The sequence below is a fragment of the Enterococcus sp. DIV1059_2 genome (assembly GCF_051713685.1).
GTDB classification, from domain to species: domain Bacteria; phylum Bacillota; class Bacilli; order Lactobacillales; family Enterococcaceae; genus Enterococcus_D; species Enterococcus_D casseliflavus.
This window is the reverse complement of record NZ_JBIOQK010000001.1, coordinates 3,116,886-3,143,252: the sequence shown is the minus strand read 5'-3', so window position 1 is coordinate 3,143,252 and position 26,367 is coordinate 3,116,886. Positions and strand designations below refer to the sequence as shown.

Below are 26,367 nucleotides of genomic sequence, written 5' to 3'. Positions count from 1 at the left end.
TTTTATTTTTATAGGTAATAGACACGCAACTGCTAAAGCGAAAGAAACCATTCAGAATCTGTTACAAGTAAAGTAAGAGGACTCAATAGATCAGTAAGACAAGAATGTGGAAATTAGCGCTATAACGAATCCTATCTAAAAATTTTCTTAAATGAAGCAGTGATCAAGAGTGATTTGATTTAACCTTCGATTGTTATTGAATATTCCAGCTTCAATTGACTTTTAGCTTAAATAAAATTATCATTAAATCAATAATATCCCTATATAAGTTTCTTATTTTGACTTATTTCGCCGAATTCAAACGATTTTTTGAGAAAAGTAGATTTTTCCTCTCTTAGAACCAGTTTTATTCTACATAATCAAAGACCACTTACTAGCTAAGCTTTAACTAATCACATCCAAAACAATCAAGAAAGGAAGAGACATGTTTTCATTTAAGAAAAAGAAGGAAGTTATTAATTTACCAGAACTAAGCAACTTTAATGAACGTACATACCCGAAAAAATTGAAAAAGATTGTGGCTCAATTAGAAACCTGTAAATCGGAGGATTTGAATTATATTGCTGAATGTATTTTACAAAAGATGGGATATACCGTCCAAAACATCGATGGTTGCAAAGATGGTGGTATTGATGTGTATGCTTTTTCTAATAATAAAAAGGCAATTGCGGTCCAATGTAAAGCTTGGAATCCGCAAAAGACAACGGAGCGGATCAGTAAGCCACTCGTTGCCGCATTTAAAGGGATTTTTCCAGACAAAGGGTTTCCCAATGGGCTTTTTATCACAACACATTTTTTTACAGATCAAGCTTTAGAAATAGCCGGTGAGAATTTACTGTTGGTTGACAGAAAAAAGCTGATTGAGCTGCTTGCGCATTTTTATCCAGAAATGATCAGTGAGTTATTTTATTATAAAACCTTGACTGAATTAGAAGATTGCAAGAGTTGTAAAAATGGGAAGAAGTTGAAACTTTACAATAAGAAGAAACGCAACTATTACTATATCTGTGAAACATGTGGAGAGTATAGCTCGTTTAATTATTCATCATGAGAAAAAGGGATAATAGAATAAGCAATAAAAAACAGACATTCCATTAATGAATGTCTGTTTTTTATTAAGTGAAAACGCCAAAAGAAGGTGGGAACGTAGTTTTATTCATATTTCTAAAGCTTTGTTTTTCACCCAGCCACTCAATAAACGATCTGTTTAGGGTCTGCATGGGCCAAAATAAAGTCTTTGAAATTACTGACAACAGGAGGCAGGTAGGTTTCTTTGTTATAGGCTAAATAAAAGTATCGTTCCCAACCGATGTCTTTGAGTTTGATACGCTTGAGGGGTAAAGAGTCGAGCATCGTCATATTGGGAATGATAGCGATTCCTAAATTTTGGCTGACTAGACCTGCGATCACTTGATCGATCTTGACTTCATAGGCAACTTGATAGCTGACGTTGTTGCGTTGATAAAGGTCATCGATGATTTCACGTAAGGCACTTTTTTTGCTGAAAATAATCTGAGGATATTCTGCTAAGTCTTCCAAAGAGACTTCATCAAATTTTGCCAGAGGATGGTTCAACGCCGTTATCACGACAAGTTCTTGACTTGCGATCGGGACGAATTCAATGGTTGGTTCATTGGTGATATAAGAACAAATACCGAGGTCGTAGCGCAAGGTTTTTAGTCCTTGAACTGTTTCGGTACTGACGCTATCTGAATGAAATTCAAATTGAATCTTTTTTCCAGGATTTGCTTCAAGGAACTGTTTAGTGACTTTTGGTACGTAAGATGTACCAAGGACTTGTAAAAAAGCAAAGCTGATGTGACCGAATCCTTTACTGATTTTTGTTACTGTATCAATGCCGGAATCTAAGTTTTCTAATGTTCGTATAACATGCTCATGAAAAATTTTTCCTGGTTTGGTTAGGGCGACGTTTCGTCCGTTTTTTTCAAAGAGTTGGACACCTAACTCATCTTCCAAGAGGGAAATTGCATTACTGAGGCTGGGCTGTGTAATGTTGAGCAATTTGCTCGAACGAGTGTAATGTTCTTCTCTAGCAAGGACATCAAAATACTTCAAATGTTGAAGATTCATAGAAACCTCCTCTAAAAGCCTTCTTTTTTTCCAGTATATCATAAGACTTATATCTTTTATCTATAGATTCATAAAGAAAAAACAATTAGAAGTGATGAAACGGAAAAGCTATAATAACGGTAACAAACATTGTGAATAAAAACACAATTACTGCGGCCGCTTTTTAGTTCGTGTTTTTATTTCCAGCTGTAAACCAAGTAGTAGTTGTTTACAGACTTTTAAAGGGGGAAATAACATGAGAAACGTTCCATTGACGATCAGTTCATACACATTAGGGACAGAGATCAATTTTGAAGACAGAGTGAAGATTGCGAAAGAAGCAGGATATGACGGGATCGGTTTACGTGCGGAGACCTATATGCTTGCTGTGAAACAAGGGTATTCTGATGAGCGGATGCTTGAGATCCTTGCAGAACATGACATGAAAGTAACCGAGGTTGAATACATCACCTTATGGGCAGATCCGAATAAAACGATCGAAACGCCGGAAACACTGCTTCAGCAATTTAAAGAGCAAACGATCTATCATATGGCACAATTGTTTGGCGTGGGGCACATCAACTGTGGCTTGATGGAAAAATACCCAGCAGAGGTTCATATCCAAGCCTTTAAAGAACTGTGTACACGAGCAAAGGAGTTGGTCATCGGGTTAGAATTCATGCCTTATAGTGGCGTTCCTGATTTGGCGAGTGCATGGAATATTGTCAAAGAGGCAGATTGTGAAAATGGGATGCTGATCCTAGATACATGGCACTGGGCGAGAGCCAACATGACAGCAGCTGACTTGGAAGGGGTCCCAGCGGAGAAAGTTGTGTCGATCCAAATTTGTGATGTTTTAGAAAGACGATATCCTGATACGATCTTACGCGATGAGTCGATGCACGATCGCTTATGTCCAGGAACAGGATGGGGTGATACCGAAGGCTTCTTACGAGCGCTAAAAGCACACGGCATCAAGCCTCGTGTTGTAGGCACGGAAGTGATTTCTGATCCGATTTTAAGTCAAGGCTATCAAAAAGCAGCAGAACAAAATTACAAAACGAGTATTGAAGTGATCCAAAACGCATGGCCAGAATTGCTTGCATAAGTAAAAACAAATAGAAAAGAGGAAACAAGATGAGCGAAAAAATTTCGGGAAAAACGAAGCTCTTAGGATTGATTGGTACACCTGTTGGACATTCTGGTTCACCAGCCATGTATAATTATGGTTTTGATCAGCTTGACATCGATGCGGTCTATTTGGCCTTTGACATCAAAGAAGACCAAGTTGCCCAAGCGATCGAGGCGTTCCGAACCTTCAAAATGAGTGGGAATGTCACGATGCCATGCAAAACGGCAGCCGCAGAATATATGGATGAATTAACACCTGCTGCAAAAATGGTGGGTGCGATCAATACCATCGTCAATGATGAAGGCAAGCTCGTCGGTCACATTACCGATGGTGTCGGCTTTGTTGATAATCTGCAAGCCCACGATGTAAAAATGAAGGATCAAAAATTTGTTGTAATTGGAGCTGGAGGAGCTGCCACGGCGATTCAAGTCCAGTTGGCGATCGAAGGCGCAGCCTCTATTGCGATTTTTAACATCAAAGATGCTTTTTATGAGAAAGGCAAAGAGACCGTTGCTCGCATCAAAGAGTATTACCCTGACCTAGCAATTGAGATCTATGATTTGGCGGACCAAGCGTTATTAGCTGAAAAAATCAACGAAGCCGATTGTCTGGTGAATGCAACGACTGTTGGAATGGGTGAAGGAAATACAGCGACACCGATTGCAGACACCGATTTACTGCATGCAGATTTGACGGTGGCTGATGCGATCTATAACCCACCAATGACCCAGTTATTGAAAGATGCTAGCGCGAAGGGATGTAAGACTGTAGGTGGAAAAGGCATGCTTATCGGACAAGGAAAAGCCGCCTTTAAACTATTTACTGGAAAAGAATTGCCTATCAAAGCAAACTAACTAGGGACCGAGTATCCGTTTCCTACGAAATACCTTGAGGGGAACTTTCGTAGGAAAGTTGGATGTTCTTTTATAAGGAGCGTACAAATGAGAGCAAAAAAGTATATTTTGTCACTGGCAACTGTCTATATGTGTTATTTCACTCATGGAATTCAAGCCATTATTTTAAGCCAAAATGCGACTTATTTTTCGGATAAATGGGGCTATACCGATGCTTCTGCTGGAGCAGCGGCAGTATCGTTGGCAATCACTGCGACCGGATTAGGAAAATTTTTGACCGTCTGGATCGGTGGAGAAATTTCGGATAAAGTGGGACGCAAAAAAATGGCGGTCATGGGTGCTATTTTGTATACGCTATGCTTTTTAGGGTTATTACTGACGACGAACATGGTGATCGCATCTGTCTGTGCCTTTATCGCAGGGGTGGCGACTTCTGGATTTTGGGACGCTGCGTTATATCCTGCTTCTCAAGAAGCTGCACCGAAATATGCGGCCTCAGCGATGATTGGGATCAAGTTTTTTGTTTCTCTGTCAGGAGTCATTTATCCATTACTTGTGGTGAATTTCATTGGTTCTGGAAATCAATCAATGGGGATCGTCATTCCATTAGTCCTATCGATCGTCTGCACGATTTTAGCAGCAATCGCGCCCTTCGCTTATGATGACATGATAAAAGAAAAGACTGCTACCGTCGATGGAAAAGAAACGAATGCAGTTCAAGAAGAAATCGCGGCAATGAAAGCCAAGATGCTTGTTAAGCCGAATGTTATCGTTAATTTCTTCACAATGTTCTTTGGTTTTATCTGTATGTTTATTATGTACGGTGCCCAACAGTATACCAAAGCGTTTGGGTTGACGAATGCTGGTTTGACTGAGATGCAGTCAGCAGGGCTAACATCGATCTATACTTTTGGCTCAATGGTGGCAGTTTTGTTTTGGGCAGTGATGATGGGGAAATTGCGTTGGAATCCACTGAAAGTCTTGTTTATTGATACGGTGTTCATCGCTCTTGCATTGGGGATGGTCCTAGTGATCCAACACGTGGTAGTGATTTATATCAGTATCGCATTCCTGGGCTTCTTTGCTGCCGGAGGGGCGTTGCAAACTGGGCTAGGGGTACGACAAATGTTTTGCCCTGGACCAAAAGGTCGAAATACCGGGATCTACTATACTTGGATGGGCTTAGCAAGTACCTTTTTGCCTTACATCGTTGCTTCCATGACTCGGTCTGTAGGAGAAACGCAAGCGATTTTTCTGATGATGGGCTTATTACTTGCAGCTGCTGTATTAGCGATCATCATGATGGTTTATTTGTTACTGCAACACAAAAGAGTTTTTGGCTATAGCGCATTTGATAAGTTAAAGGACTAAACGTCCTGGAGGATAGTGGCCAACCACTTCCTCCTTTTTCGCTTTTGTTAAACAGGTGACTTAGCGTATCTGGTTGCAGGTTTAAACGGCGTAAATTGTATGAAGGAGAAGAAGTATGGATAGCTTGATTGGCTTATTACTAGTAGTGTCATTTGGTGGCATGGTTTTTTATTGTATCAAAGGGTATAACCTGATGATTGGTTTTATTGTTATGGCAACGTTATGGGTGTTGTTGCCACTTATAGGGAATGTTATTTCACCCAATCCGGCTTTTGAAAACCTACCATTTACCGAGATGCTGGCACAGGTTTATCAACAGGCGCCAGAACGCTGGGGAGCTTCACAAATGAATATTTTTGTAGGAGCCTTCTTTGGTCGGATCTTGTTGGAAACTGGAATTGCGACAACCATCATTCGCAAGAGTGTGGAACTTGGCGGGGATAGTCCAGCGATTATTCTAGTAATTGTCAATTTGATTACCGGCTTTATCTTTTCGTCAATGTCAGGTGCCGGATCTGTCATCGCGATCGCCGTGATCGTATTACCGATTTTATTTTCGATTGGTATTCCTAAAGTTGTAGCATTCTTTAGTTTTTCCGCTTCAGTGGCAGCAGGTGTTTTCTTAAATCCAATCAACTTCACACAGTATCAAGCTTTTTTTGGCAATGTGAATGGTGGGATCGATTACACCTATAATGATTATTTTTCGTTTGGATTATTGGCTTTTTTTGTGATGATTTTGGTTTCTTCGATTTTTGCTATTGGGTATTTGAGAGTAGAAAGTTTGACTTATGCTTGGGCGATTGGAGAAGAACCTAAAGTCCATGACGTGCCTAGTTTGGCATTGCTCACGCCCTTTATTCCGGTTGTAGGAGTCATCATCTTTCAATTTCCAGTGATCTTTTGTTTTATTGGTGCGAGTCTGTATGCCTTGTGGATTTGTGGCGTTTTAAAGGATGGGTTCAGAAAAGATTCTCAGATTTTGACCCGTATTTTTGCAGATGGGGTCAAAGATACTGCGACCTTAGTTGCCTTTTGGATGACTCTTGCAATGTTCAATGCAGCTGCTACGTTTGCAGCACCGTATTTTGAATCATTGCTAGGAGGAATCATTCCGACGCATCCCTTAGCGCTTTGTCTACTTTTTGGCATTTTAGCTCCCTTGACTTGGTTTCGCGGACCCCTTTCTTTGATTGGTTGTGGCGCAGCATTGCTGGCAGTGATCAGCAATCAAACCAATTATCCAGTGACCTTTTTGTATCCGTTATTCATTTCCAACATGATCGGCATGGGACATTTTGATTTGACCATTTCTTGGAACGCTTGGGGATTAGGCTTCAATAATATCAACACGAGAGACTATATGAAAGTCGCTTTTTTACCAGGAATCGTTATTTCGCTTATTCTTGAGGTTGCGACGTTTCTGTTATATAGCCCGATTTAAAAAAGTAGGTGAAGAAAATGAGAAGAAGTGTCCGAATTGGCATCGATGTAGGCGGGACCCATACGAAAGCTGTCGCAATCAACAATGACACCCAAGAGGTGATTGGAAAATCATCTGTAAAAACGACCCACAAAAGTGAACAAGGGGTTGCAGAAGGCGTAGTTGCCTCATTTATCAAGTGTTTAGCCGAAAATCAGATCCAGCCTAAGGAAGTAGTCTTTGTTGCTCATAGTACTACTCAAGCCACCAATGCACTCTTAGAAGGTGATGTAGCAAAGGTCGGCATTATCAGTACGGCGAAAGGCGGCGTCGAAGGATGGCTAGCAAAGTGGCAAACGGCATTAAAAGATATTGATTTAGGTACGGGAAGAAGTATTGAAGTCGTGGCGCGGTTTATTCCTCAAAAAGAGCTTTCAAAGGCAACGATCGAAGCGGCGTTAGCAGAACTGCAACAAGCACAGGCGCAAGTCATTGTGACTTCAGCAGCTTTTGGTGTAGATGATTTAAAAACAGAAGAAAGAATCGCTGAAGTGGCGAAACAAAAGGGTATCGAAGTGACCTTGGCGTCGGAAATGACCAAACTATATGGGTTATCCCGTAGAACCCGTACTGCTGCAATCAATGCATCGATCTTGCCAACGATGCTGGAAACGGCAAATTCAACAGAAAATAGTGTTCGCCAAGCAGGTGTGGATGTACCACTGATGATCATGCGTGGCGATGGCGGATTGATGGACATCGTTGAAATGAAAAAACGTCCGGTACTGACCATGCTTTCTGGACCAGCAGCTAGTGTGATGGGGGCATTGATGTATCTGCGAACATCAAATGGGATCTATTTTGAAGTGGGGGGAACTTCCACAAATCTTGGCGTGATTAAAAATGGTCGGCCAGTCATTGATTACTCAGAGATTGCAGGACATAAGACGTATGTCAATTCATTAGATGTTCGCGTCTTAGGTGTGGCTGGCGGCAGTATGGTTCGAGTGAACAAAAAAGGCGTGGTAGACGTCGGACCAAGAAGTGCTCATATCGCTGGTTTAGAATATAGCACGTATCTGCCAGAAGAAGAGATCGTTGCGCCAGAACTGGAGCTTTATGCGCCCAAAGAAGGTGACCCAGCGGATTATGTTGCAATCAAGCTCGCTAACGGAAAACGAATCACGATCACGAATTCATGCGCTGCGAATGTCTTGGGGTATGTGACAAAGGATGATTTTTCTTATGGCAATGCCCATTCAGCCAGAAAAGCTATGCAACCTTTAGCGGAATACTTAGAAACGACAGTGGAGGATGTTGCACAACAAATTTTGGATCAAGCGGTTCAAAAAATAGCGCCGGTGATTCACTCATTTGCCCGCAAGTATCAATTAGAACCAAATCAAATGACCTTAGTAGGAGTTGGAGGTGGTGTTTCTTCTCTGATCAAACATGCGGCGAAACAATTGTCATTAAATTATAAGATACCTGAAAACGCCGAAGTGATTTCATCAATTGGGGTGGCATTATCGGTGGTTCAAGATGTGGTGGAACGAATCGTTCCTAATCCAACAAAAGCCGATATTGCAGCAATCAAGCAAGAAGCCGCTACTTTAGCGATCGAGAGTGGGGCAACACCCGATAGTATTGAAGTCCATATTGAGATCGATCCTCAGACGCAAAAAATCACTGCGCGAGCTTCCGGTGCCACAGCTGCTCAGGCTGCTGAGCGTCAGAATCAAATCACTCGTGAAGAAGCGCAAGAGATTGCGGTTACTGAGCTACAAGTTGCTAGAGAAAACGTGGTTTCTTGTGCTGCAAGTGAACATTTTTATATCTATGGCGCAGCGACAAAAAAAGGCGATCGTGTTTGTGTCATTGATCATCGAGGGTTTATTCGCGTGCAAAGAGACCATGCAGCCGTCGTGAAAACGACGATCCAAAGTTATAGTGAACAAATCGCGCGTCTTTGGGAAAGTATGGCGAACTACCAAAGTGATCTAGTGATCCGACCAGATTTTTATATTTGTGCTGGTCCTCGTCTCTTTGATTTTAGTTCGACAGATTATACCCAATTGATGATGTTGATCGATATTGAATTAAGTCAGTTGATTGGTACAGAAGAAATTATTATTATTGCGGCGAATCGATTGCAATAGTGTAGGAAGGGAGGATCATACTCCATGAGCACAGCAGAATTTTGTCGACAGTTTTTACAACTGTGGTCTCAAGCAACCAATCCTCATTTGCAGTTGCTAAAGCAAGACCCACTTTATGCCAAAATCGACCCTGCACAGGTAGAGTACTTTATTGAAACTGCCGAAAGCATAGGCAAGAACGAAGCCCGCTGGTATCGAGAGCATCCTCAAGAATTGCAAAAAATCATTGATTCATTACAAATCAACGAACTGCCTGAAGCGCAAGCACAGCAGGAGCGCTATACCTTTGCTTTGTATAAAAAAGTGGATCAAATCATGATCGATCACACGCTCTTGGCACAAGCACAGCAGTTTATCGAAGCGCAACAATTAAGTCGACTCCTGCCAACGACTACACTAACGGAAGTGGTATTGATGCATGAAATATTCCATGTGCTCGAATACCGCAAAAATCTGTGGACCGTCAAAAAGCAACTGCACTATCATATTGGATTTTTGAAAAAAACAGCACGTCTTTATTCGCTGAGTGAGATTGCAGCTGCATCCTTTGTACAAGAATTTTATCAACTTGAAAATTCGCCGATGCTGCTGGCAAGCTGTATGATTTACTGTAAAAATCCTTTGTTGGCACAAGCGATCGTCACTGCCTCTTTAGAGAATCAAACTATTCACAGAAGCTATTGATCAATGGAAAAAAAGAATTAGTTTCTCTATCAATATCAAGGTATATTGTTAGTGAAGAATATAACAATATTAGAGGTGGGACAAATAATGGAGCAATCTTGGTTGAATCTTAAGAATGAGGTCGTAGTCATTACTGGTGCTTTAGGTGGTATGGGGAAAAAAATCGCACAGGACTTTGCTGAGCAAGGCGCGCAACTTGCATTAGTTGATTTGCATGAGGAAAACCTTGCCAACTATGCAGCGAAACTAGCGGATGAGTTCGGTGTAAAAGTAAACAGTTATGTCTGCAATTCGACGATCGAAGCGCAGGTAGATGCATTGGCAGAAAAGGTCAAAGAAGATTTTGGTCGCATTGATGTTTTGGTAAACACAGCTGCTATTTTGAAATTTTCATTGCTTGAGGATCTACCATTTGAAGAATGGAAACAGGTGATCGACGTTAACTTGAATGGTTACTTCTTGGTTTCACAAAGAATCGGACGAGTGATGATCGCACAAAAATCTGGGCGGATGGTTCATGTATCAACGATCGCTTCAATCAGCCCTGAAACATATTCTGGTGCATATAGCCCAAGCAAAGCAGGAGTCAACATGATGTCGAAACAAATGGCAGCAGAATGGGGACAATATGGGATTCGCAGCAATTGTGTTTTGCCATGTTTTGTGAAGACGCCTTTATCCGCAAGTTTCTATGCAGATCCAGAAGTTGAAGAAGGGCGCAAACGCTTGACTGCCAACAAACGAATCGGTGATGTGCAAGACATTGCCAATGCGGTCCTTTACCTAGCTAGCGAACGTTCTGATTACACGAATGGTCATGAACTTCGGGTAGAAGGTGGTTTTGGAATCATGATGGGGGATCAAGTACCAAAACCTGGTGGACGGAAACAATATGCCGTCAATTCTCGCCCGGAAAATCAAAACTAACAGGGAATGAAATAGAAAATAATTGAATAAGAAGTACACGCATCCTTTCCTGATATTTAGAAAAAGATGGGTGTATTTCGTGATGCCTTAATGCCTAAAAATCTGATGAAGCAAGCTTATTTGAAAGGAACTGATTTTGATGAAAAAAGAACTATTTGAACCAATCAACCTATCTTCAGGCGTTGCCCTAAAAAATCGATTAGTAATGGCACCTATGACGACCCAATCTGCTTTTTACGATGGTGAGATAACGGAAGAGATCATTGAATACTATCGCTGTCGTGCCGGTGGAGCTGCGGCAGTGATCGTAGAAAGCTGTTTTATCGAAGAACATGGGCGTGGGTTTCCCGGAGCACTCGGGGTAGATACGGACAAGAAAATTGCTGGGCTCACTAGATTAGCAAAAGCCATCAAAGAAAAAGGATCGAAAGCGATCCTGCAAATTTATCATGCTGGACGAATGGCATGGCCTGAGTACAATGGTGGAGCACACCCGATTTGCGCAAGTCCCGTCGCAGCTTTACGACCGAATGCACCTGTGCCGAAAGAAATGAGTGATGATGAGATCCTAACGATGATCCAACGATTTGGAGACGCGACTAGGCGTGCGATCAAAGCTGGTTACGATGGTGTGGAGATACATGGTGCGAATACTTTTTTGATCCAACAATTCTTCTCGCCCCACTCAAATCGCAGAAACGACCATTGGGGAGGCAGTCTGGAAAAAAGAGCGCACTTTCCACTAGCCGTATTAGAAGAAGTTCAGCGGGTCCGTCAAGAAGAAGCTGCTGAGGGCTTTATTATCGGCTATCGTTTTTCGCCAGAAGAAATGGAAAAGCCTGGGATTTGTTTTGAAGAAACGATGTACTTGTTGAATCAACTAGCGAAAAGCAAGCCAGAGTACTTTCATTTTTCAATGGGAACGTACCAACGAAGCTCTATTATCGATAACGAGAGCAGCGAGCCATTAATTGTGAAATTTTTAACAATGCGTTCGACTGAACTTTCTACTATTCCGATTATAGGAGTGGGCTCTATCTTGCAACGAGAAGACGCAGAAGCAGCACTGGAAATTGGCTACGATTTGCTTGCCATCGGGAAAGGGTTTTTAGTCGAGCCTAATTGGGTTCAGATGATCGCCGAGAAGAAAGTTGTTCGTCATTTTGCTCTTAGTCATGCGCAAAGTGAGTTGAAAATCCCAACACCATTGTGGCAGTTTATGGAAGAAATGGTCATTGATCCTGAAGAGGAGAAACAAAAGCATGAACGCTTAAAAGAACTCCAAAAGCGGAAAGTTGCTTACCAACCAGGGACATATCTCGTACAAGCCCAAGGGCATAATAGTCCAATCGAAATGCAAGTGACGTTTTCAAAAGAAAAGATTGAAGAGATCATCATTGATAAAGGCAATGAATCTGAAGGCTTATCAGATTTAGTCTTTACGCGAATCCCAGAACAGATCATTGAAGGACAAACGTTGAATGTCGATGCTGTTTCTGGTGCTTCTGCTTCGAGTCAAGGGGTGATCGCAGGCGTGGAAGAAGCGGTAAAACTTGCGGGCGCCGATGTAGAGGTCCTAAAAGCACGGCCAAAGCCAGTCGTTGCTTGGTCAGAAGAAGTGGTTGAAGAATCAGTTGATGTAGTGATCATTGGTTCAGGGGCTGCTGGGATTTCAGCTGCACTGCGGGCGGATCAATTAGGCTTAAAAGTCATTTTACTGGAAAAATTGAGTTTTGTTGGCGGAGCGATCTCTATTAGTGGTGGAAACCAAGTCGTAACTGGTTCGAAACTACAACAAGTAGCTGGTGTAAAAGATGATACGCCGTCAGCCATGGTGGCTGATTTTCTAGAAAACGGAAATGGGCTGAACGATCAAAAACTTTTGACTCTTTTCGCTGAGAATATAGGAGAAACCACAGATTGGGTCCATGAGTACTTAGGTGTGGCGTACGATATAAAACAAGGGCTGCACGTTTTAGCAGAATATCAAAAAAATCGTGAACTTGCCTATCAAGGGGGCGGTGCTGGATTTGCCCAAACCGTCCGTAAAACATTACAAAGTAGTGAGGTTCAGGTCTTACTACAAACGAAAGCCCAACAGCTATTAGTAGATGATCAAAATAATGTCATAGGCGTCAAAGCCCTTGAAGAATCAGGGAAAACGTATATGATCTACGCCTCAACTGTCATTGTGACAACCGGTGGCTATGGGAATAATGCCGCTTTACTCAAGGAAAGATTCAAGCAAATTTTGTATTATGGACCAAAATCTGCCACCGGCGATGGTCTTTTGATGGCAACGATCCCTGCTTTAAAAGCACAAACGCGAGCGATGGATCAAGGGAAAATCTATCCGAATGGATTGGAAGTTTCTCAAGGTGTGGCGAAATCAACGATTGGCGGCAATCTGATCGTGCTGAAAGAAAATGGTATTCTAGTGAATCAACTTGGAAAGCGGGTAGTCAACGAACGAGCTAGTAACAAGAAAGTATTAGAAGCATTATTAAAACAAACCCCGCCAATGCTGTATTTATTGTTAGACGGCAAACACTTTGAGCATTTCAGTCAAGGCGTAGCAGAAGGAGGAATCACCAGTGAAGAGTTGGCTTGTTGGATTGCTCAAGAGGGGAAGGCCACGCCTCGCATCCTTAAAGCAGCCACATTAGAACAGTTAGCCATCAAAGCGCAGATGCCTGTAGAACAATTGATCGAAACAGTGGATAATTTTAACTACTGGGTAGCGCAAGGTAGAGATGAAGAATTTCACCGTGCACCTGAATACTTGCAAGAACCGATTGGTGCAGGACCTTATTATCTTATCGAACAAAAACCCCGGTTTGCGACTACTTTGGGTGGACTAGCGGTCAATCGTTCGTTACAAGTTTTGAATCAGCAAAACCAGCCCATTAAAGGGCTCTATGCTGCAGGTGAAGTAGTGGGAGGCGTCATGGGATCAGACTCTCCATCTGGTGCCAATAATGCCTGGGCATTGACTTCTGGTAAATTAGCAGCAGAAGCTGTTTGGGAAGTGACGAAAGGACCAAAAAAAGCGTAGGATCCGCTTTTTAGCTTTATTACTAAATTGAGAAAACAGCGCGATGACTGATCGTCTAGGAGAATCCTTCTATATCCTCTTCCAGAAATTTGGCTAGAATCAGAGCGATTTAGGTCGTTTCTCTGGACAATCAAATCAGCAAAAAAACCAGAACGATCCTTTGGGAGGTTCTGGTTTTTTTATGTGATTTTAACAAACGTGTCGTATACGACTGATTCATCGCCTGTAGCCACTGTCTATCTACTTTGCAAACAAACATAAGTGGTACATCGTTCCCCCTCGGTCTCGGAAGAGTGATCGGCGAACACACGGACATCCACAAAGGTTAATGCGAAGACGGGGACGGTTTCACCGACATCAAAGGTGCATATGTTGCTTTCGCTAGACTTGTTAAAGAGCAAAAGAACAGCGACTTGTTTGAAGGTGGGCACAAATTGGGTGTGTCCGATAGCTTCTAAATCGGGTGTAATGACTAAAACAGCCTCGTTTGTTTCGGTAGGTTCGTAGCCAGCTTCCCGTGTTTTTGACGACTTAAAGTGTATTTGAATAGAAGAAAACGTAAGAAATGGCAATCAAGCAAACCAACAATAAACCAGAGAGTGACAGAAAAAGCAGCATGATTCGTTTCTTCTTCAATCCAAGTACAAGTATCACTACATTCAATAGAAAGAAAACAAGTAAAATCGCTAAATATTCCATAACTGGTCCTCTTTTACGTTTTTATTTATCTTACCAGAGATTGGCGGCTTTTCCTAGCCAGTTTTTGTCTTTATAACAACAATTATTTACTGCATAAGACATGTGTAGTTATGCAATCAAAAAAGCGAAGCAATTTCACAACTATTAGAAAGTAAAAAAAGAGCATCACCCATAAAGTGACGCTCTTTTCCAATAATATGTTTATTAAGGGTGAGGCTTACGAACCCGTAGAAATATAGTTCTTCAAACCTACTCGCCAAAAGAAGAAGGCGGGAAAGGCAAAGAGTAGACAAACCAAGGGTGATAAGATCCACCAAGGATTAGTTACGCGACCAATGACATACAGAAACGGATAATACTGAAACCAAGCCATCGGCACGACGTAGGTCAATAAACGCAAGACGTGTTTTCCGTAGATACTGAAGGGGTAGCGACCGAACTCGCGGGCACCATCGGTAAAAATATTCATAAATTCAAGTCCTTGGATCGTAAAGAAGGAAATGGCGGCATACACTAAGAACAATAGGGCGAAAAAGAGGGCGCCACAGACGATCATCAGAAAAAGAGTCAGGACATTTCCAAAATGCCAAGCAATTCCACTATTAGGAATCGCATAAGCAAACAACAGCAAGGCTTGAATAAAACGGCCAAGACGCGAGAATTCCATTTTGGAAGCTAAGACTTGAAAAATCAAGGAGCGGGGGCGCACGAGTGCCCGATCGAACTCGCCATTACTGATCATTTGCGGAAAAAGATCGAACCCGCGAAAGAAGCATTCCGCAATCGAAAAGGCAAACAAAACCGTCGCAAAGGAAAGTAGGACTTCCTCAAAGGTGAAGCCATCCACTTGATGAAACCGGGTAAACATAAACCAAATGCCTAAAAAAGCAGTAAAGGAGCCTAGAAATTGTCCTAAAGCGGTTAACACAAAGGAAACTTTATACTGCATCTGACTTTTGAGATGAATACAAAAATAATGCCAATAAACCATATTCTTTAACCTCCTTGCACAACGACACGTTTGAGCGCCTGCTGCAGCCAAATTTTTCCGATCACGATCAAAAGTACGAGCCAAAAGGCTTGTAAGAGCAATGCTGAAACCAGCGCCAAGTCAGTCAGATCCCCGTTGTAAATTCGCAGCGGGACGTTTTGCATGGAAGCAAAAGGCAGTAGTTCCACGAATTGGCGAAAAGGCTGCGGAAAGAAAGGCAGAGGAATGACCCCACCAGCTAAAAATTCACCGATGGAGCTGATGACGATCCGCACCCCGATGGAGGATAATGTATAAAAAGTCGAGATGTAGACCAGCTGCGACATAGCGATCACTACACCTAAACTCAGCGCCATGGACAAAAGAAACAAGAACAGGGCAACGATGTTTGCTGGCAGAATTAAACGATAAGGTGCTGGCAGTAAAAAGGCAATCACAAAAATCGGTCCGCAACGCAAGACGGCTTTTGCTAAGCGATTGGCAGCCGATTGGCAAAACCAGCGATTGTATAGATCCATCGGCCGCACAAGTTCATAGGCAATCGACCCTGTGGTGATGGTGTTGAAAATTTCTGCCTCAAAGAACCACAACATAAATAAAGACAAGAAGGCTTGCTGGAGCCAAACATAGGAGACGGTTTGTTGAAAGGTCATGGGAAAGGCACTAGGATCTGCTTGGTAAAAGGCGTGGAATGCCAGAATTTCCATCAAGCCCCAAGCTAGTTGCGTAGCCATCCCGGCAATTGCCGCCGAGCGGTATTGCAAGGTATTGATAAAGCGGATGCGGAAAAATGCCTGATACTTCCTCATATCTGATACTCCTGATACAGCTTGGCGACCATTTCTTCGGCGGTGATACTGGCAACGGCCAAATCGGTGATCTCGACTTGACTGCTGAGCAGACTGAGCAGCTGAGCGACCGACACTTCTTTGGGATCAAGCTTCAGAACCAGATGACCGACGTCTTTTTGAAGAAGTTGGACATTTTCTGGCAGATGGGGCTCATTCCCTTGATAGTCGACCTCCAGCGTTTTGAGATCAGAAAAACGGTGCTTTAGTTCATCGAGGCGACCATCTAGCAAAATTTGCCCTTTGCCGATCAACAGAATTCGTTGTGTCAGCGCCTCGATATCTTGCATATCGTGGGTCGTCAGGATGACTGTGGTACCTTTTTCTTGGTTTCTTTTTTTGATGAACTGACGCACGGCGATTTTTGACACAGCATCTAAACCGATGGTGGGTTCATCAAGAAATAAGATTTTGGGGTCATGGAGTAAGGAGGCTGCGATCTCACAGCGCATACGCTGACCGAGACTTAAGGAACGAGCAGGGGTTTTTAAGATCTCACCTAAATCGAGTAAGGTGACTAATTCTTCTAGGTTGTGTTGATAACTAGCAGCGTCGACTTTGTAGATATCACGAATCAAATCAAAGCTGTCATTGACGGGGACATCCCACCAGAGTTGACTGCGTTGCCCGAAGACGACGCCGATGTCTTTGACATGTTGAATACGTTCTTGCCAAGGCGTACGACCATTGATGTGACAAACGCCTTGATCAGGGGTCAAAATCCCGCACATGATTTTGATGGTGGTACTTTTTCCAGCACCATTAGGCCCGATGTAGCCAACCATTTCGCCTTCATTGATGGTAAAGCTGATGTCTTGCAACGCATGGACGGTGGTGGTTTCACGAGAAAGAAAGGCTTTGGCTGCTTGGCGAAAGCCGCTTTTTCGCTTGGATACTTGGAAGGTCTTGCTGAGGTGTTCTACTTGGATCATTTGGATTCACTCACTTTCTTTTGACAAACGCGACAAAAAGAGCATTCGAAATCGAATACTCGCAACGAGTTGGTCCAAACGAACATGGTTGGGGCAGCGGTTCGTCAGCCAAACAAAAGTAGGAACAGTGTAGCATAAGAGAGCGCTTTTTTCAAACATTACTTATATTTTTTTTGAAAAGAATGGGAATGAAAAAGCGTGGTTTATTCGATAAAATGAGCAAAATAACTATTTTTATTTTTTATTAGTTGTAAATAATGAGGAAACTAAGTATCATTATAAGCAGCCGATAGTGGCTAAGCATTTTCTGGAAACATGGGGAACCAAATGATGGGCTGTGTCATGATTTGTCGTAACCCGATCCTGAAAAATGCAATGAGCAAACAATGGAGGAGAGCATGAAAGCAGTAAAGAATGTCTTTGTTTTGATTGGCTTATTCTTACTTAGTCAAGTAGGGATGACCGCATTTAGCGTGGTAAAAATCTATTATTTGGAAGCAGGAGAACCGACGATTCCTGCGATGATCAGCTATGGGTTGATTGCCTTGCTTTTGGCAAACATTGGTCTACAGATGTTTTTGGCTAAAAAGTTAGGACTTGCCACCTTTGACTTTGGCTGGTCAACGAAGAAAAATTGGCTATGGATCGTCGGAGGGTTTGTTTTAGGTCGAGTCGTTGCAGTTGGCGGAACGCTCTATCTGCAGCATATATCCGATCAAGAGGCGACCGCCAATGATGCATTGTTAGGGGAACTGTTTACAGGCGAAAATCCGCTTTTGATCTTTTTATTGATCGCTGTTGCTGCGCCAATTATGGAAGAGATCGTTTTTCGTGGTGGGTTTATTGGCCTTTTATTCGAGAAATACCCAATAGTCGGGATCATTTCAAGTGTAGCGGTTTTTAGTATCATCCATTCCGTCACCAATCTGGTCGAGTTTTTGATTTATGGTGCTATGGGATTGATCATGGCGTTGATTTATGTTAAAACTAAGCGTCTAGAAACAGCCATCGCCATGCATTTTCTCAACAACGCCTTGGCGGCGATCGCAATGATCTTGCTAGGATAAGAAAGTCAGCAAAAAACCACCAAATCAAAACGATTCGGTGGTTTTTGTTTACTCTGGCAGCTGTCCTTGTTCAAAGGGCAATTGCGCCAGTTCTTCTGCAGTAAAGAGGAGGTCGCCTTCATCTTCGATAGAAAATGCGACACCAGCTGCTGATTTTTGATAGACGCGCGCTTTATTCATATTACGAAGATAAAGATCCTTGCCTGCATTTAATTCTGGTGCAGCTAAATTGTCTTCGCGATTGCTGCGAATGACGATTTTGCTTGTTTGCGCGCCAAAATGGAAACCGCGATGACCAAAAGCCGTTAATTGGCTGGCATTTTCGCTGCTGTATTCTTTATAACCCGACAGACGATCCGTTTTTACCAGCGGCCGATCGATCGTATAAGTGATCAAGTATTCCGTATCTTCAGGCAGTTGAATCACTTGTCCGGTTGCCTCATTCGTTATCTCAGTGGCAGGCAAGCGATACTTTTTTATAGAAGTGATCGTTAGGTCTTCTTTTGTAAAAAAGACTGGATCGATCCAAAATGCTGCCAACAAAATCGTACTTAAGCTAATACTGAGAATAGTCAAAATGGCGATCAATACGAGGCCAATTCGTTTGCGGTGGGTGGTCAGATTAAGTTCTTGGACCATCTGCTGATCTTCTTTTAATAAATAGTCCAGGGTCAATTCAAAATAGCTGCTCAGCTTGACTACTTGGTCTAGATCAGGATAGCTCTTGCCGTTTTCCCATTTTGAAATCAGTTGCCGAGTGACAAAAAATTCCTGCGCCAATTGTTCTTGTGTGAGATTTCGTTTGGTGCGTTCTTCTTTGATAATTTTCCCAATATCCATGTGTCTGTTTTGCCTCCATCATTCTTCTTATATTATAGCAAACTCTTTTCTATGCGAACGAGGATCCATGAAATTAGCGATGCAACAAAGGATAACATCTTTATTTATCAACGTTTCTACTTGTTGCGCTGCCTTTCTATCTTGGAAGCTTTCCGTGCTGGTCACAAAAAGAAAGGACCAGTAGAGTGAAGTATGTTTGATCAAATTTGACGGAGAAAGGAGAAACGATCGAATGAAGACAAAACAACCTATGGTTCCAATTGGCTACATCCAATTCATCGCTTCCTTATTGGTGATTCTCGTTCATTGTGGCCGACTGGCAGAAAACAACGGGCTTCATTTTTTGTTAAAGAGTCTCTTATGTCGTTTGGCGGTTCCTTTTTTTCTGCTGCTGAATGGCTATTTTTTTCAAAAGAGTACCTGTTCATGGCAGCAATGGTGCAAACGACAACTCAAGCTTTATTTGCGTTGGTCGATCGTGTATCTTCCCTTAGGCTGGTTTTACTTAGGGCAGCAAAATCTTGCTGATTCATTACGGGTCATCGGTTTGGCTACTGGCTTTTTTACAGTAGGGGTCTGGTACCATCTTTGGTATTTTCCAGCGTTGCTCTTTGGCATGTGGTTAGTACGAAAAACTCGCTTTCTTGGCTATCGGCGGCAGTTTTTACTGGCGATCAGTTTGTATGTGATTGGCTGTCTTGAAACGTACAGCAGTTATTTAAGGGGACCTTTATTGGTATGCTATCAAAGCTATCGGACACTATTTTTTACAACGAGAAACGGACTCTTTTATGGGTTTTTATTTTTACTGTGTGGGGTTTGTTTAAGAGAACACCAAAAACACCCTTTTTTTACGAAGCATCTTGGTAGAAAACTCGCGGTCTCTCTCTGCTTATTAGGCATTGAAGGTCGACTGGTGTATCTCAATCAGGGGGACGATAAGAATTTCATGCTGTTTTTTGTGCCGACGACTCTTTTTTTCCTTGCTTGGCTGATCAAGCAGCAACCCCCAAAGCGGACTTGGCAAGCAAAACAAGCAGCTGAGGCTAGTCGATTGATCTTTCTGAGTCACCCGCTGTTTCTAGAAACCGGGAAGGTCTTTTTTTCACTCGCAGGGTTTCCGTTGTTCTTTTATACGATAGCTTTAACGGGAGCCTTTCTTGGTTTGAGGAAAGTGGGCAGCCGTTTGAAATCCTATACTGTTGGTTTTGCTAAAAAAACAGTTGATGAAAAGAAAAGCGTCTAAAGTATTGCTGTACCAAGGATAATACCAAATTGCGCCTTTTTTAAATAGCAGCAGAGTTCTAAGTTTTTCTTCATTTCAGACCCTAGACGTAGGCTTTGCAAGAAAACCTATAGTACAATTACAGCAGTAAGAGGGAAAAAATCCCTGAAAAAGAGATCAACACTTGGAGGATATAGTGATGAAAAAACAGACTCGAAAACCAGCGATGATTTTAGCGACTCTCTTGGTATCTAGCCAAGTTTTATTAGCAGCACCACAAGTTTTTGCTGACGAAACCAATTCAACGACCAGCAGTTCCACTGCAACGAGCAATTCTACCGCAACGACAGCCACTACCGATAGTCAAACAAGTACTTCTGACAGCAGTTCAGATCGTTTGCAAGTCAATGCCGTGGCGATCGGAAATGCCTTGACGAAAGCACAAGAAGACTACACACTGGAACGCTTAGGCATTCAAGGCGAAACACCGATTTATACGACAAACGGTAATGACTTGATGAAATACATTCCCGATGGCGGCTTTACTGCAGATTGGGCGGTCTATAGCTCGGTCAGAATGCAGACGCTAGAAAGCGGGGCAGGAATCACTGTCGATATCGCGACACCAGATAACATTACCCGCATCACTGCAGCCCAGTACCAAAATGCAGCGCTGACGGCAGGGATCACTGATGCGAAGCTAACGGTCGCTTCTGCCGTACCGATCGACGGTTCCGGAGCTTTAGCTGGGGTATACAAAATCGTTGAAGAATCAGGCGGTGTCATCAATCAGAATCGAGTAGCCGTAGCTCAAGATGAGATGGATGTACTGTCTACGATCACCGAAGAGAATAAAGACAAAGAAGGCTATTCCGATGAAGCTTTGAATGCAGCGCAAGAACAAGCGAAAACCGATTTGGCTGCTCAAACCGCAGATGGTACGGAATTAACCCAAGCCGATATTCAAGAGACAGTAGAAAAAGCCTTGAAAGACAACGGATTGGAAGGAATCGTTACGGAAAATCAAATTTCTGAATTGACCTCTTTGATGAGCGACATGCGAGACAACAATATCTTCGATGACTTCATCAAAGAATTGGATCTGTCAGAAGCCCGCAAGCAAATCGAAGAAACCTCTAAGGGCCTTTGGGAAAATATCAAGAGCTTCTTTAGCGGCATCTGGTCTTCGATCACCGGTGTCTTCGGAAATGACTCAAATGAGTCCAACAATAGCAGCGAATCAACCGTTGATTCTGGGCAATAAGCATTTTACAAAATAACACATTTCGCTTGTATTAAGAAAAAAGAGAAGCGCGCAGGGGAAGGAGCATCAGACGATAGCGCACGTCTGAGTGCTTTCGATGTCCTCTGCTTTCTTTGCTAAAACAGGAGCAGTCTTTATTAAAAAAAGAAGGAGGGCAATCAGATGAATTTTTTAGGCAACGTGATTTGGTTTGTCTTTGGCGGCTTGATCGGTGCGATCTCATGGTTTTTGGCTGGGTGTTTATGGTGTATCACCATCATCGGCATTCCCATTGGTCTGCAATGTTTTAAGTTTGCGACGTTGTCACTCGCACCATTTGGGAAAGACATCGTTTACCGTGGCGGTGGCGTGTCCGTGATTCTAAATATTTTATGGTTGATTTTTTCTGGTATACCACTGGCTTTAGGCCATTTAGCGAGCGCAGTCATTCTAGCCATCACGATCATCGGCATTCCATTTGCGGCGCAATCATTGAAAATGGCGCGCTTAGCGTTGATGCCCTTTGGAGCAGAGATTGTGTCTAGTCGTTATTGATTTACCTAAAAAAAGATAGTCTTAAAAAACCACATTACAGAGCGGATAGCTTTGTGATGTGGTTTTTTTGCGAGAGTAAGGGACAAGATTTTTGGCAGGCTCAGCGCATTTGAGATTCAGAACTGAAAAAGTTGATAAGAAACCAAAGAAGAGTACAGAAAAAAGCACAAGTTTTTTTGCATATCAACTGTGATTCACAAAAGAATTAGCGAAACGCAGAAAAATCTAAGTTTTTTCTTCCCTTCTCAGGGTTCTTTGATTTTTGAAATGGAGCGCCGAATTTTGGCAATCGATTGTTGTGCTTTGTCTCGATTAATAAACATTAAGATGACATAGAGGGAATCCATGATGCTCAGTTGTGCGATTCTGGATGCCAATGCCTCTGAGCGAAACTCAGTTTCTTCGGAAATAGAGATGAAAACCACGTCGCCGAGTTTGGCTAAAGGGGAAGCAGCATGGCTAGTAATGACGATAATTTTGGCACCATTGTTTTTGGCAACTTGAGCTAGTTCAATGGTTTCTCTTGATTTTCCAGTATGAGAGATAAAAATGCCGCAATCATCTGGCGTCAACAATGAAGCCTCCATCAGTTGGATGTGATAATCACTGCTGTGAAAAACAGTGATCGGCGAGCGCAAAAATTTGTGATAGGCATCGGTTGCCACGATCTCTGAACCACCAACGCCGAAGAAAAAAAGTCGTTTAGATTGATTGATCATTGCAGCAGCAAGCTTTAAATCTTCTTCTTTCAAAAGATTTTTGGTATCAGTCAATGTGGTCATATTGGAATCAAATACTTTTTGAGCCATAGTCAATTCATTATCAGACTTCTGGATATTTTCATGGATCGAAATGGCAGAAAAATCATTTTCCTGCATCAGCATTGCCATTTTGAAGTCTTTAAATCCGTTGTAACCGAGTTTTTTTGTGAATTGAAAAAAGGTCGAATCAGCGATGCCTAATTCATTGGATAAATCACTGATTGAACTGTGGCTGACTTTACTAGGATTTTCCAAAATGTAGTCGGCAATCGCTTGTTCTTTGAGACTTAAGTCTTTATAAAGCGTTTTTATTTGCAGGCGAATCGAAACAGTCAAAGACGGGTACCTCCTTTATATGAACATTATTATCTTTGTATTGTTACGTTACCTCTTTTAAAGAAAAAAAGCAAATAAAAATTATTTTTATTTTTTATGTTTACAAAAAAATATTTTTTTGTATAATGAAAGTATGAAATGGAGGCGCTGTCATGGAGATAGGAATTATCGGACTTGGAAAAATGGGATTGAACTTGGCCCTCAATTTAAAAGATCAAGGTTATCAAGTAAAAGGGCTGGATCTTTCGATACATGCGCAGAAAACAGCGCAAGAAGCTGGAATTACACTCTATCAAACGCTAGCTGATTTGACGAATTCTTTTAGCGGCCGACGGGTTTTATGGTTGATGCTTCCTGCGGGAACTGTGACTGAGGGGATTCTTGAAGATCTATGGCCCCTTGTATCAGCGAAAGACATCGTGATTGAAGGCGGAAATTCTAATTACAAAGATTCGATTCGCCGAGCAGCCTGGTTTAAAGAAAAAGAGGTGCATTACTTTGATTGTGGGACTTCTGGTGGGGTTTCCGGAGCTAGAAAAGATGCATGTTTGATGATTGGCGGGAATGAAATCGCTTTTTCAGAGGTGGAATCTTTGTTTGCAGATGTGGCTGTTTTAGGAGGCTACCTTTATGCAGGGGAATCAGGAAGCGGTCATTTTCTAAAGATGGTCCATAACGGTATCGAATACGGAATGATGCAAGCCATCGGTGAAGGCTTTCAATTGATTGAACAAAGTGCCTATGACTTTGATTTGGCTTCCGTCGCAGAGGTATGGAATCATGGATCGGTTATTCGCAGCTGGCTGATGGAAATCGCAGCGGCCCAATTTAATGAGAGCCCTAAGTTGGAGGAATATCGCGGGGTTGTTGCAGCTTCTGGTGAAGCTAGGTGGACTGTGGAAACGGCTTTGGAGATGAATGTTGCTGTACCGACGATCGCTATGAGTTTGTTTATGAGAAATTTGTCCCAAGAAGAAGACAGTTTCTCAGCAAAAGTCGTCTCTGCGCTAAGGAATGGTTTTGGTGGTCACGAGATTGTTGCAAAAGAGTAAGGAGGAAGAATATGGAACAGTTTAAGATCGCTATAGTGAATTCCAGCAGCTTTGGAAAAATCTTTCCGCAACATATCGAGCGGTTGAAAGCAATCGGAACTGTCAGTCATTTCACGTTCGATAGCGAAATCAATGGGAAAGAATTAGCAGAAAAGCTTAAGGGATACAACATCATTATAGCAAGTGTTACCCCATTTTTTACCAAAGAGTTTTTTGAGTATAAAGATGAATTGCTACTGATCACACGCCACGGGATCGGCTATAACAATATTGATTTAGAAGCAGCGAAGGACCACCAAACGATTGTTTCGATCATTCCAGCTTTGGTCGAGCGAGATGCAGTAGCAGAAAATAATGTGACCAATCTATTGGCGCTTCTGCGCTGTACAGTTGAATCGAATACAAAGGTCCGCGAAGATCAATGGGAAAAACGAGCGAACTTTGTCGGACGCGCATTATTTAACAAGACGGTAGGGGTGATCGGTGTCGGCAATACTGGAAGTTGTGTAGTAGAAATATTGAGAAATGGTTTCCGCTGCGAGGTTTTGGCATACGATCCATATAAGTCCGCTTTGCATATTCAAAGCTATGGCGGAAAAAAAGTCGAGCTAGACGAGCTGCTAGCAAAATCAGATATTATTTGTCTATGTGCTAACTTGACGGAGGAAAATTATCATATGATTTCCTTTGAAGAAATTTCAAAAATGAAAGATCAGGTATATCTCTCCAATAGTGCCCGTGGCGCACTTTTGAATGAAGAGGCAATTGTAAGCGGATTAAAAAGTGGGAAAATCGCTGGTCTTGCCACCGATGTCTTAGAGGAAGAGCCTGGTCATAAAGATCATCCGTATTTAGCTTTTGAAAATGTAGTTATGACACCGCATACATCGGCTTATACTATGGAATGCTTAGAAGAGATGGGAAACAAATGTGTAACGGATATTGAACGAATCGTTAAGGGGCTGCTGCCAGACCGTGCTGTTCAAGCGGAAAGTCGGTTTTTGGCTGTATAAAGGAGAGTGAAACTCGTGCTAACGGATTTAAAAGTAAAGGTTGGACCGCAAGTTTATCGTTACCATGAAGGCGCGATCGACTATGTGCCGGAAGTATTAAAAGAGTACAAAGTAAAACGACTGCTGCTCGTACATGGAACGGTTTCATGGGAAAAAGCAAAACCAAAATTACTCTTTTTAGAAGATGCGCATTTGGAAATTTTTTATCATCGCTACACGGGAGAATGCAGCTATTATGGCGCTGGGCTGATTGCTGATCTTGTTGAAGAACTGGCGATAGATTTTATTCTGGGGGTTGGCGGCGGGAAGTTAGCCGACTTAGTGGGATATGCAGCACATGTAGTCAATCGACCCTTTGGACTGATCCCAACATTGGCCAGTAATTGTGCACCATGGACACCCTTGTCTGTCATGTATAAAGAGTCGGGAGAATCTGAAGGAAAGTCGGAACACTATTTAAGACAGGCTGCTTTTTTGATTACCGATCCGACGTTAGTGATCGATGCACCAGTCTCCTACTTCATCGCCGGTTTAGCAGATACGTTGGCAAAGTGGATTGAATCGGAAGCAATCTTAGCCCAACCACATTTGAAAAATGAGCCCTTCTTGCAAATGGCAGGCTATACAGCAAAATTATGCGAAACAGCTATTTTGACACAATCGAAACAAGCGATTGAAGATATGAAGCGGCAGGAAGTGACAGACGCCTTTTGTCACTTGTCGGAGATCGTTATTGCAGTTGCTGGAATGGTAGGCGGGCTAGGCGATAAATATGCCCGCAATGCAGCGGCGCATGCGATGCATGATGCCATCAGTAAATATCTGCCTGAAAGTCATCGTTTTCTTCACGGGGAAAAGGTTGCCTATGGGATGTTTTATCAATTAGCCCTTGAAGAAAAATGGACGGTCATCGATCAGTTGATCCCCTTTTATCAAGAATTGCACTTACCAATGAGTTTACATCAAATGGGTATTTTTCCTGAAGATGCACAAGTCATCGATCAGTTGGTGCAGTTCATAGATTCGAAAGAAAAAGTACACTTGATTCCAGTCTTAATCACCAAAGAACGCTTGAAAGAAGCTGTTCTTGATTTAGAAAACTATTTGAAAGAAGTTTAGGAGGAGGAAAA

Annotated in this window: 24 protein-coding genes; 17 read left to right on the top strand and 7 right to left on the bottom strand. The window is 42.4% G+C overall.

Annotation, left to right across the window (positions count from 1 at the left end; translation table 11 throughout):
* Window positions 1–424: 424 nt before the first annotated feature.
* The gene (locus IGI72_RS14915) at window positions 425–1,051 is read left to right on the top strand and encodes a restriction endonuclease (protein WP_438754698.1); all 627 of its coding nucleotides are present in this window, start codon (window positions 425–427) and stop codon (window positions 1,049–1,051) included.
* A gap of 140 nt (window positions 1,052–1,191) precedes the next feature.
* On the opposite strand, the gene IGI72_RS14910 is transcribed toward IGI72_RS14915, so the two are convergent.
* On the bottom strand, window positions 1,192–2,091 hold the full coding sequence (locus IGI72_RS14910; RefSeq protein WP_438754697.1) for a LysR family transcriptional regulator: 900 nt from the start codon (window positions 2,089–2,091) through the stop codon (window positions 1,192–1,194).
* A 235-nt stretch (window positions 2,092–2,326) separates the two neighbouring features.
* Between IGI72_RS14910 and IGI72_RS14905 the strand changes: the two genes are divergently transcribed.
* The 8 genes from IGI72_RS14905 (at window position 2,327) to IGI72_RS14870 (ending at window position 13,675) form a co-directional block, all read left to right on the top strand.
* Window positions 2,327–3,178 carry a sugar phosphate isomerase/epimerase family protein gene (locus IGI72_RS14905; RefSeq protein ID WP_438754696.1) on the top strand — a complete coding sequence of 284 codons (852 nt, stop codon included), beginning with the start codon at window positions 2,327–2,329 and terminating at the stop codon, window positions 3,176–3,178.
* Between the two features lie 29 nt (window positions 3,179–3,207).
* Entirely contained in the window at window positions 3,208–4,056 is an 849-nt protein-coding gene (aroE, locus tag IGI72_RS14900) for a shikimate dehydrogenase (protein WP_422704768.1), read from the top strand.
* A gap of 87 nt (window positions 4,057–4,143) precedes the next feature.
* Window positions 4,144–5,427 (top strand): MFS transporter, encoded by a 1,284-nt coding sequence (locus IGI72_RS14895; protein ID WP_438754695.1) that lies wholly within the window; start codon window positions 4,144–4,146, stop codon window positions 5,425–5,427.
* Window positions 5,428–5,542: 115 nt separating this feature from the next.
* A complete protein-coding gene (locus tag IGI72_RS14890; protein ID WP_438754694.1) occupies window positions 5,543–6,871 on the top strand; it encodes a citrate transporter in 1,329 nt (442 codons plus the stop codon).
* A gap of 17 nt (window positions 6,872–6,888) precedes the next feature.
* Window positions 6,889–9,009, top strand: coding sequence for a hydantoinase/oxoprolinase family protein (locus tag IGI72_RS14885; RefSeq protein WP_438754693.1), 2,121 nt, complete (start codon window positions 6,889–6,891; stop codon window positions 9,007–9,009).
* A 24-nt stretch (window positions 9,010–9,033) separates the two neighbouring features.
* The gene (locus tag IGI72_RS14880) at window positions 9,034–9,693 is read left to right on the top strand and encodes a hypothetical protein (protein WP_438754692.1); all 660 of its coding nucleotides are present in this window, start codon (window positions 9,034–9,036) and stop codon (window positions 9,691–9,693) included.
* An 87-nt stretch (window positions 9,694–9,780) separates the two neighbouring features.
* The gene (locus IGI72_RS14875; protein ID WP_438754691.1) at window positions 9,781–10,620 is read left to right on the top strand and encodes an SDR family NAD(P)-dependent oxidoreductase; all 840 of its coding nucleotides are present in this window, start codon (window positions 9,781–9,783) and stop codon (window positions 10,618–10,620) included.
* Window positions 10,621–10,759: 139 nt separating this feature from the next.
* A complete protein-coding gene (locus IGI72_RS14870) occupies window positions 10,760–13,675 on the top strand; it encodes an FAD-dependent oxidoreductase (RefSeq protein WP_438754690.1) in 2,916 nt (971 codons plus the stop codon).
* A gap of 236 nt (window positions 13,676–13,911) precedes the next feature.
* Here the strand turns inward: IGI72_RS14870 and IGI72_RS14865 are convergent, their stop codons facing one another.
* Window positions 13,912–14,247 (bottom strand): hypothetical protein, encoded by a 336-nt coding sequence (locus tag IGI72_RS14865; protein WP_438754689.1) that lies wholly within the window; start codon window positions 14,245–14,247, stop codon window positions 13,912–13,914.
* On the opposite strand from IGI72_RS14865, the gene IGI72_RS14860 reads away from it, so the two are divergent.
* Window positions 14,241–14,450, top strand: a complete 210-nt coding sequence (locus IGI72_RS14860; protein WP_162098384.1) for a hypothetical protein — start codon at window positions 14,241–14,243, stop codon at window positions 14,448–14,450. The two genes, IGI72_RS14865 and IGI72_RS14860, sit on opposite strands and share 7 nt — an antisense overlap.
* A 141-nt stretch (window positions 14,451–14,591) precedes the next feature.
* Here IGI72_RS14860 and IGI72_RS14855 read toward each other — a convergent pair whose 3' ends face one another.
* The 3 genes from IGI72_RS14855 to IGI72_RS14845 are packed head-to-tail and all read right to left on the bottom strand — an operon-like array spanning window position 14,592 to window position 17,145.
* On the bottom strand, window positions 14,592–15,365 hold the full coding sequence (locus IGI72_RS14855) for an ABC transporter permease (protein ID WP_005228413.1): 774 nt from the start codon (window positions 15,363–15,365) through the stop codon (window positions 14,592–14,594).
* A 5-nt stretch (window positions 15,366–15,370) separates the two neighbouring features.
* A complete protein-coding gene (locus IGI72_RS14850) occupies window positions 15,371–16,174 on the bottom strand; it encodes an ABC transporter permease (RefSeq protein ID WP_128488513.1) in 804 nt (267 codons plus the stop codon).
* On the bottom strand, window positions 16,171–17,145 hold the full coding sequence (locus IGI72_RS14845) for an ABC transporter ATP-binding protein (RefSeq protein ID WP_438754688.1): 975 nt from the start codon (window positions 17,143–17,145) through the stop codon (window positions 16,171–16,173). Before IGI72_RS14845 ends, IGI72_RS14850 begins: the two co-directional genes overlap by 4 nt.
* A gap of 398 nt (window positions 17,146–17,543) precedes the next feature.
* Here IGI72_RS14845 and IGI72_RS14840 point away from each other — a divergent pair, with 398 nt between their 5' ends.
* Entirely contained in the window at window positions 17,544–18,212 is a 669-nt protein-coding gene (locus IGI72_RS14840) for a lysostaphin resistance A-like protein (RefSeq protein ID WP_438754687.1), read from the top strand.
* Window positions 18,213–18,260: 48 nt separating this feature from the next.
* Here the strand turns inward: IGI72_RS14840 and IGI72_RS14835 are convergent, their stop codons facing one another.
* Window positions 18,261–19,052, bottom strand: coding sequence for a helix-turn-helix domain-containing protein (locus tag IGI72_RS14835; RefSeq protein ID WP_336682103.1), 792 nt, complete (start codon window positions 19,050–19,052; stop codon window positions 18,261–18,263).
* A 232-nt stretch (window positions 19,053–19,284) separates the two neighbouring features.
* Here IGI72_RS14835 and IGI72_RS14830 point away from each other — a divergent pair, with 232 nt between their 5' ends.
* From IGI72_RS14830 to IGI72_RS14820, 3 genes are all read left to right on the top strand, one after another.
* The gene (locus IGI72_RS14830) at window positions 19,285–20,298 is read left to right on the top strand and encodes an acyltransferase family protein (protein WP_128488510.1); all 1,014 of its coding nucleotides are present in this window, start codon (window positions 19,285–19,287) and stop codon (window positions 20,296–20,298) included.
* Window positions 20,299–20,476: 178 nt separating this feature from the next.
* The gene (locus tag IGI72_RS14825) at window positions 20,477–21,541 is read left to right on the top strand and encodes a DUF1002 domain-containing protein (RefSeq protein ID WP_015510302.1); all 1,065 of its coding nucleotides are present in this window, start codon (window positions 20,477–20,479) and stop codon (window positions 21,539–21,541) included.
* Between the two features lie 162 nt (window positions 21,542–21,703).
* Window positions 21,704–22,075 (top strand): YccF domain-containing protein, encoded by a 372-nt coding sequence (locus IGI72_RS14820; RefSeq protein ID WP_010749951.1) that lies wholly within the window; start codon window positions 21,704–21,706, stop codon window positions 22,073–22,075.
* A gap of 245 nt (window positions 22,076–22,320) precedes the next feature.
* Here IGI72_RS14820 and IGI72_RS14815 read toward each other — a convergent pair whose 3' ends face one another.
* A complete protein-coding gene (locus IGI72_RS14815) occupies window positions 22,321–23,172 on the bottom strand; it encodes a MurR/RpiR family transcriptional regulator (RefSeq protein ID WP_005228428.1) in 852 nt (283 codons plus the stop codon).
* 152 nt (window positions 23,173–23,324) lie between these two features.
* Between IGI72_RS14815 and gnd the strand changes: the two genes are divergently transcribed.
* From gnd to IGI72_RS14800, 3 genes are read left to right on the top strand one after another with little or no spacing between them, the layout of a single operon-like run.
* Window positions 23,325–24,224: a phosphogluconate dehydrogenase (NAD(+)-dependent, decarboxylating) gene (gene gnd, locus IGI72_RS14810; RefSeq protein ID WP_438754686.1), complete on the top strand. Its 900-nt coding sequence runs from the start codon at window positions 23,325–23,327 to the stop codon at window positions 24,222–24,224.
* Window positions 24,225–24,235: 11 nt separating this feature from the next.
* On the top strand, window positions 24,236–25,237 hold the full coding sequence (locus IGI72_RS14805) for a D-isomer specific 2-hydroxyacid dehydrogenase family protein (RefSeq protein WP_010749950.1): 1,002 nt from the start codon (window positions 24,236–24,238) through the stop codon (window positions 25,235–25,237).
* Window positions 25,238–25,252: 15 nt separating this feature from the next.
* Entirely contained in the window at window positions 25,253–26,356 is a 1,104-nt protein-coding gene (locus IGI72_RS14800) for an iron-containing alcohol dehydrogenase family protein (protein WP_005228431.1), read from the top strand.
* Window positions 26,357–26,367: the final 11 nt, after the last annotated feature.

Excerpts from the sequence above, each read along its gene's own strand:
- IGI72_RS14870 (WP_438754690.1), top strand. The coding sequence starts at position 10,760 with ATGAAAAAAGAACTATTTGAACCAATCAACCTATCTTCAGGCGTTGCC.
- IGI72_RS14890 (WP_438754694.1), top strand. The coding sequence starts at position 5,543 with ATGGATAGCTTGATTGGCTTATTACTAGTAGTGTCATTTGGTGGCATG.
- IGI72_RS14880 (WP_438754692.1), top strand. The coding sequence starts at position 9,034 with ATGAGCACAGCAGAATTTTGTCGACAGTTTTTACAACTGTGGTCTCAA.
- IGI72_RS14885 (WP_438754693.1), top strand. The coding sequence starts at position 6,889 with ATGAGAAGAAGTGTCCGAATTGGCATCGATGTAGGCGGGACCCATACG.
- IGI72_RS14830 (WP_128488510.1), top strand. The coding sequence starts at position 19,285 with ATGAAGACAAAACAACCTATGGTTCCAATTGGCTACATCCAATTCATC.
- IGI72_RS14910 (WP_438754697.1), bottom strand. The coding sequence starts at position 2,091 with ATGAATCTTCAACATTTGAAGTATTTTGATGTCCTTGCTAGAGAAGAA.
- IGI72_RS14835 (WP_336682103.1), bottom strand. The coding sequence starts at position 19,052 with ATGGATATTGGGAAAATTATCAAAGAAGAACGCACCAAACGAAATCTC.
- IGI72_RS14805 (WP_010749950.1), top strand. The coding sequence starts at position 24,236 with ATGGAACAGTTTAAGATCGCTATAGTGAATTCCAGCAGCTTTGGAAAA.
- aroE (WP_422704768.1), top strand. The coding sequence starts at position 3,208 with ATGAGCGAAAAAATTTCGGGAAAAACGAAGCTCTTAGGATTGATTGGT.
- IGI72_RS14905 (WP_438754696.1), top strand. The coding sequence starts at position 2,327 with ATGAGAAACGTTCCATTGACGATCAGTTCATACACATTAGGGACAGAG.
- IGI72_RS14855 (WP_005228413.1), bottom strand. The coding sequence starts at position 15,365 with ATGGTTTATTGGCATTATTTTTGTATTCATCTCAAAAGTCAGATGCAG.
- IGI72_RS14895 (WP_438754695.1), top strand. The coding sequence starts at position 4,144 with ATGAGAGCAAAAAAGTATATTTTGTCACTGGCAACTGTCTATATGTGT.
- IGI72_RS14820 (WP_010749951.1), top strand. The coding sequence starts at position 21,704 with ATGAATTTTTTAGGCAACGTGATTTGGTTTGTCTTTGGCGGCTTGATC.
- IGI72_RS14875 (WP_438754691.1), top strand. The coding sequence starts at position 9,781 with ATGGAGCAATCTTGGTTGAATCTTAAGAATGAGGTCGTAGTCATTACT.
- IGI72_RS14845 (WP_438754688.1), bottom strand. The coding sequence starts at position 17,145 with ATGATCCAAGTAGAACACCTCAGCAAGACCTTCCAAGTATCCAAGCGA.
- IGI72_RS14840 (WP_438754687.1), top strand. The coding sequence starts at position 17,544 with ATGAAAGCAGTAAAGAATGTCTTTGTTTTGATTGGCTTATTCTTACTT.
- IGI72_RS14860 (WP_162098384.1), top strand. The coding sequence starts at position 14,241 with ATGGCAATCAAGCAAACCAACAATAAACCAGAGAGTGACAGAAAAAGC.
- IGI72_RS14825 (WP_015510302.1), top strand. The coding sequence starts at position 20,477 with ATGAAAAAACAGACTCGAAAACCAGCGATGATTTTAGCGACTCTCTTG.
- IGI72_RS14915 (WP_438754698.1), top strand. The coding sequence starts at position 425 with ATGTTTTCATTTAAGAAAAAGAAGGAAGTTATTAATTTACCAGAACTA.
- gnd (WP_438754686.1), top strand. The coding sequence starts at position 23,325 with ATGGAGATAGGAATTATCGGACTTGGAAAAATGGGATTGAACTTGGCC.
- IGI72_RS14850 (WP_128488513.1), bottom strand. The coding sequence starts at position 16,174 with ATGAGGAAGTATCAGGCATTTTTCCGCATCCGCTTTATCAATACCTTG.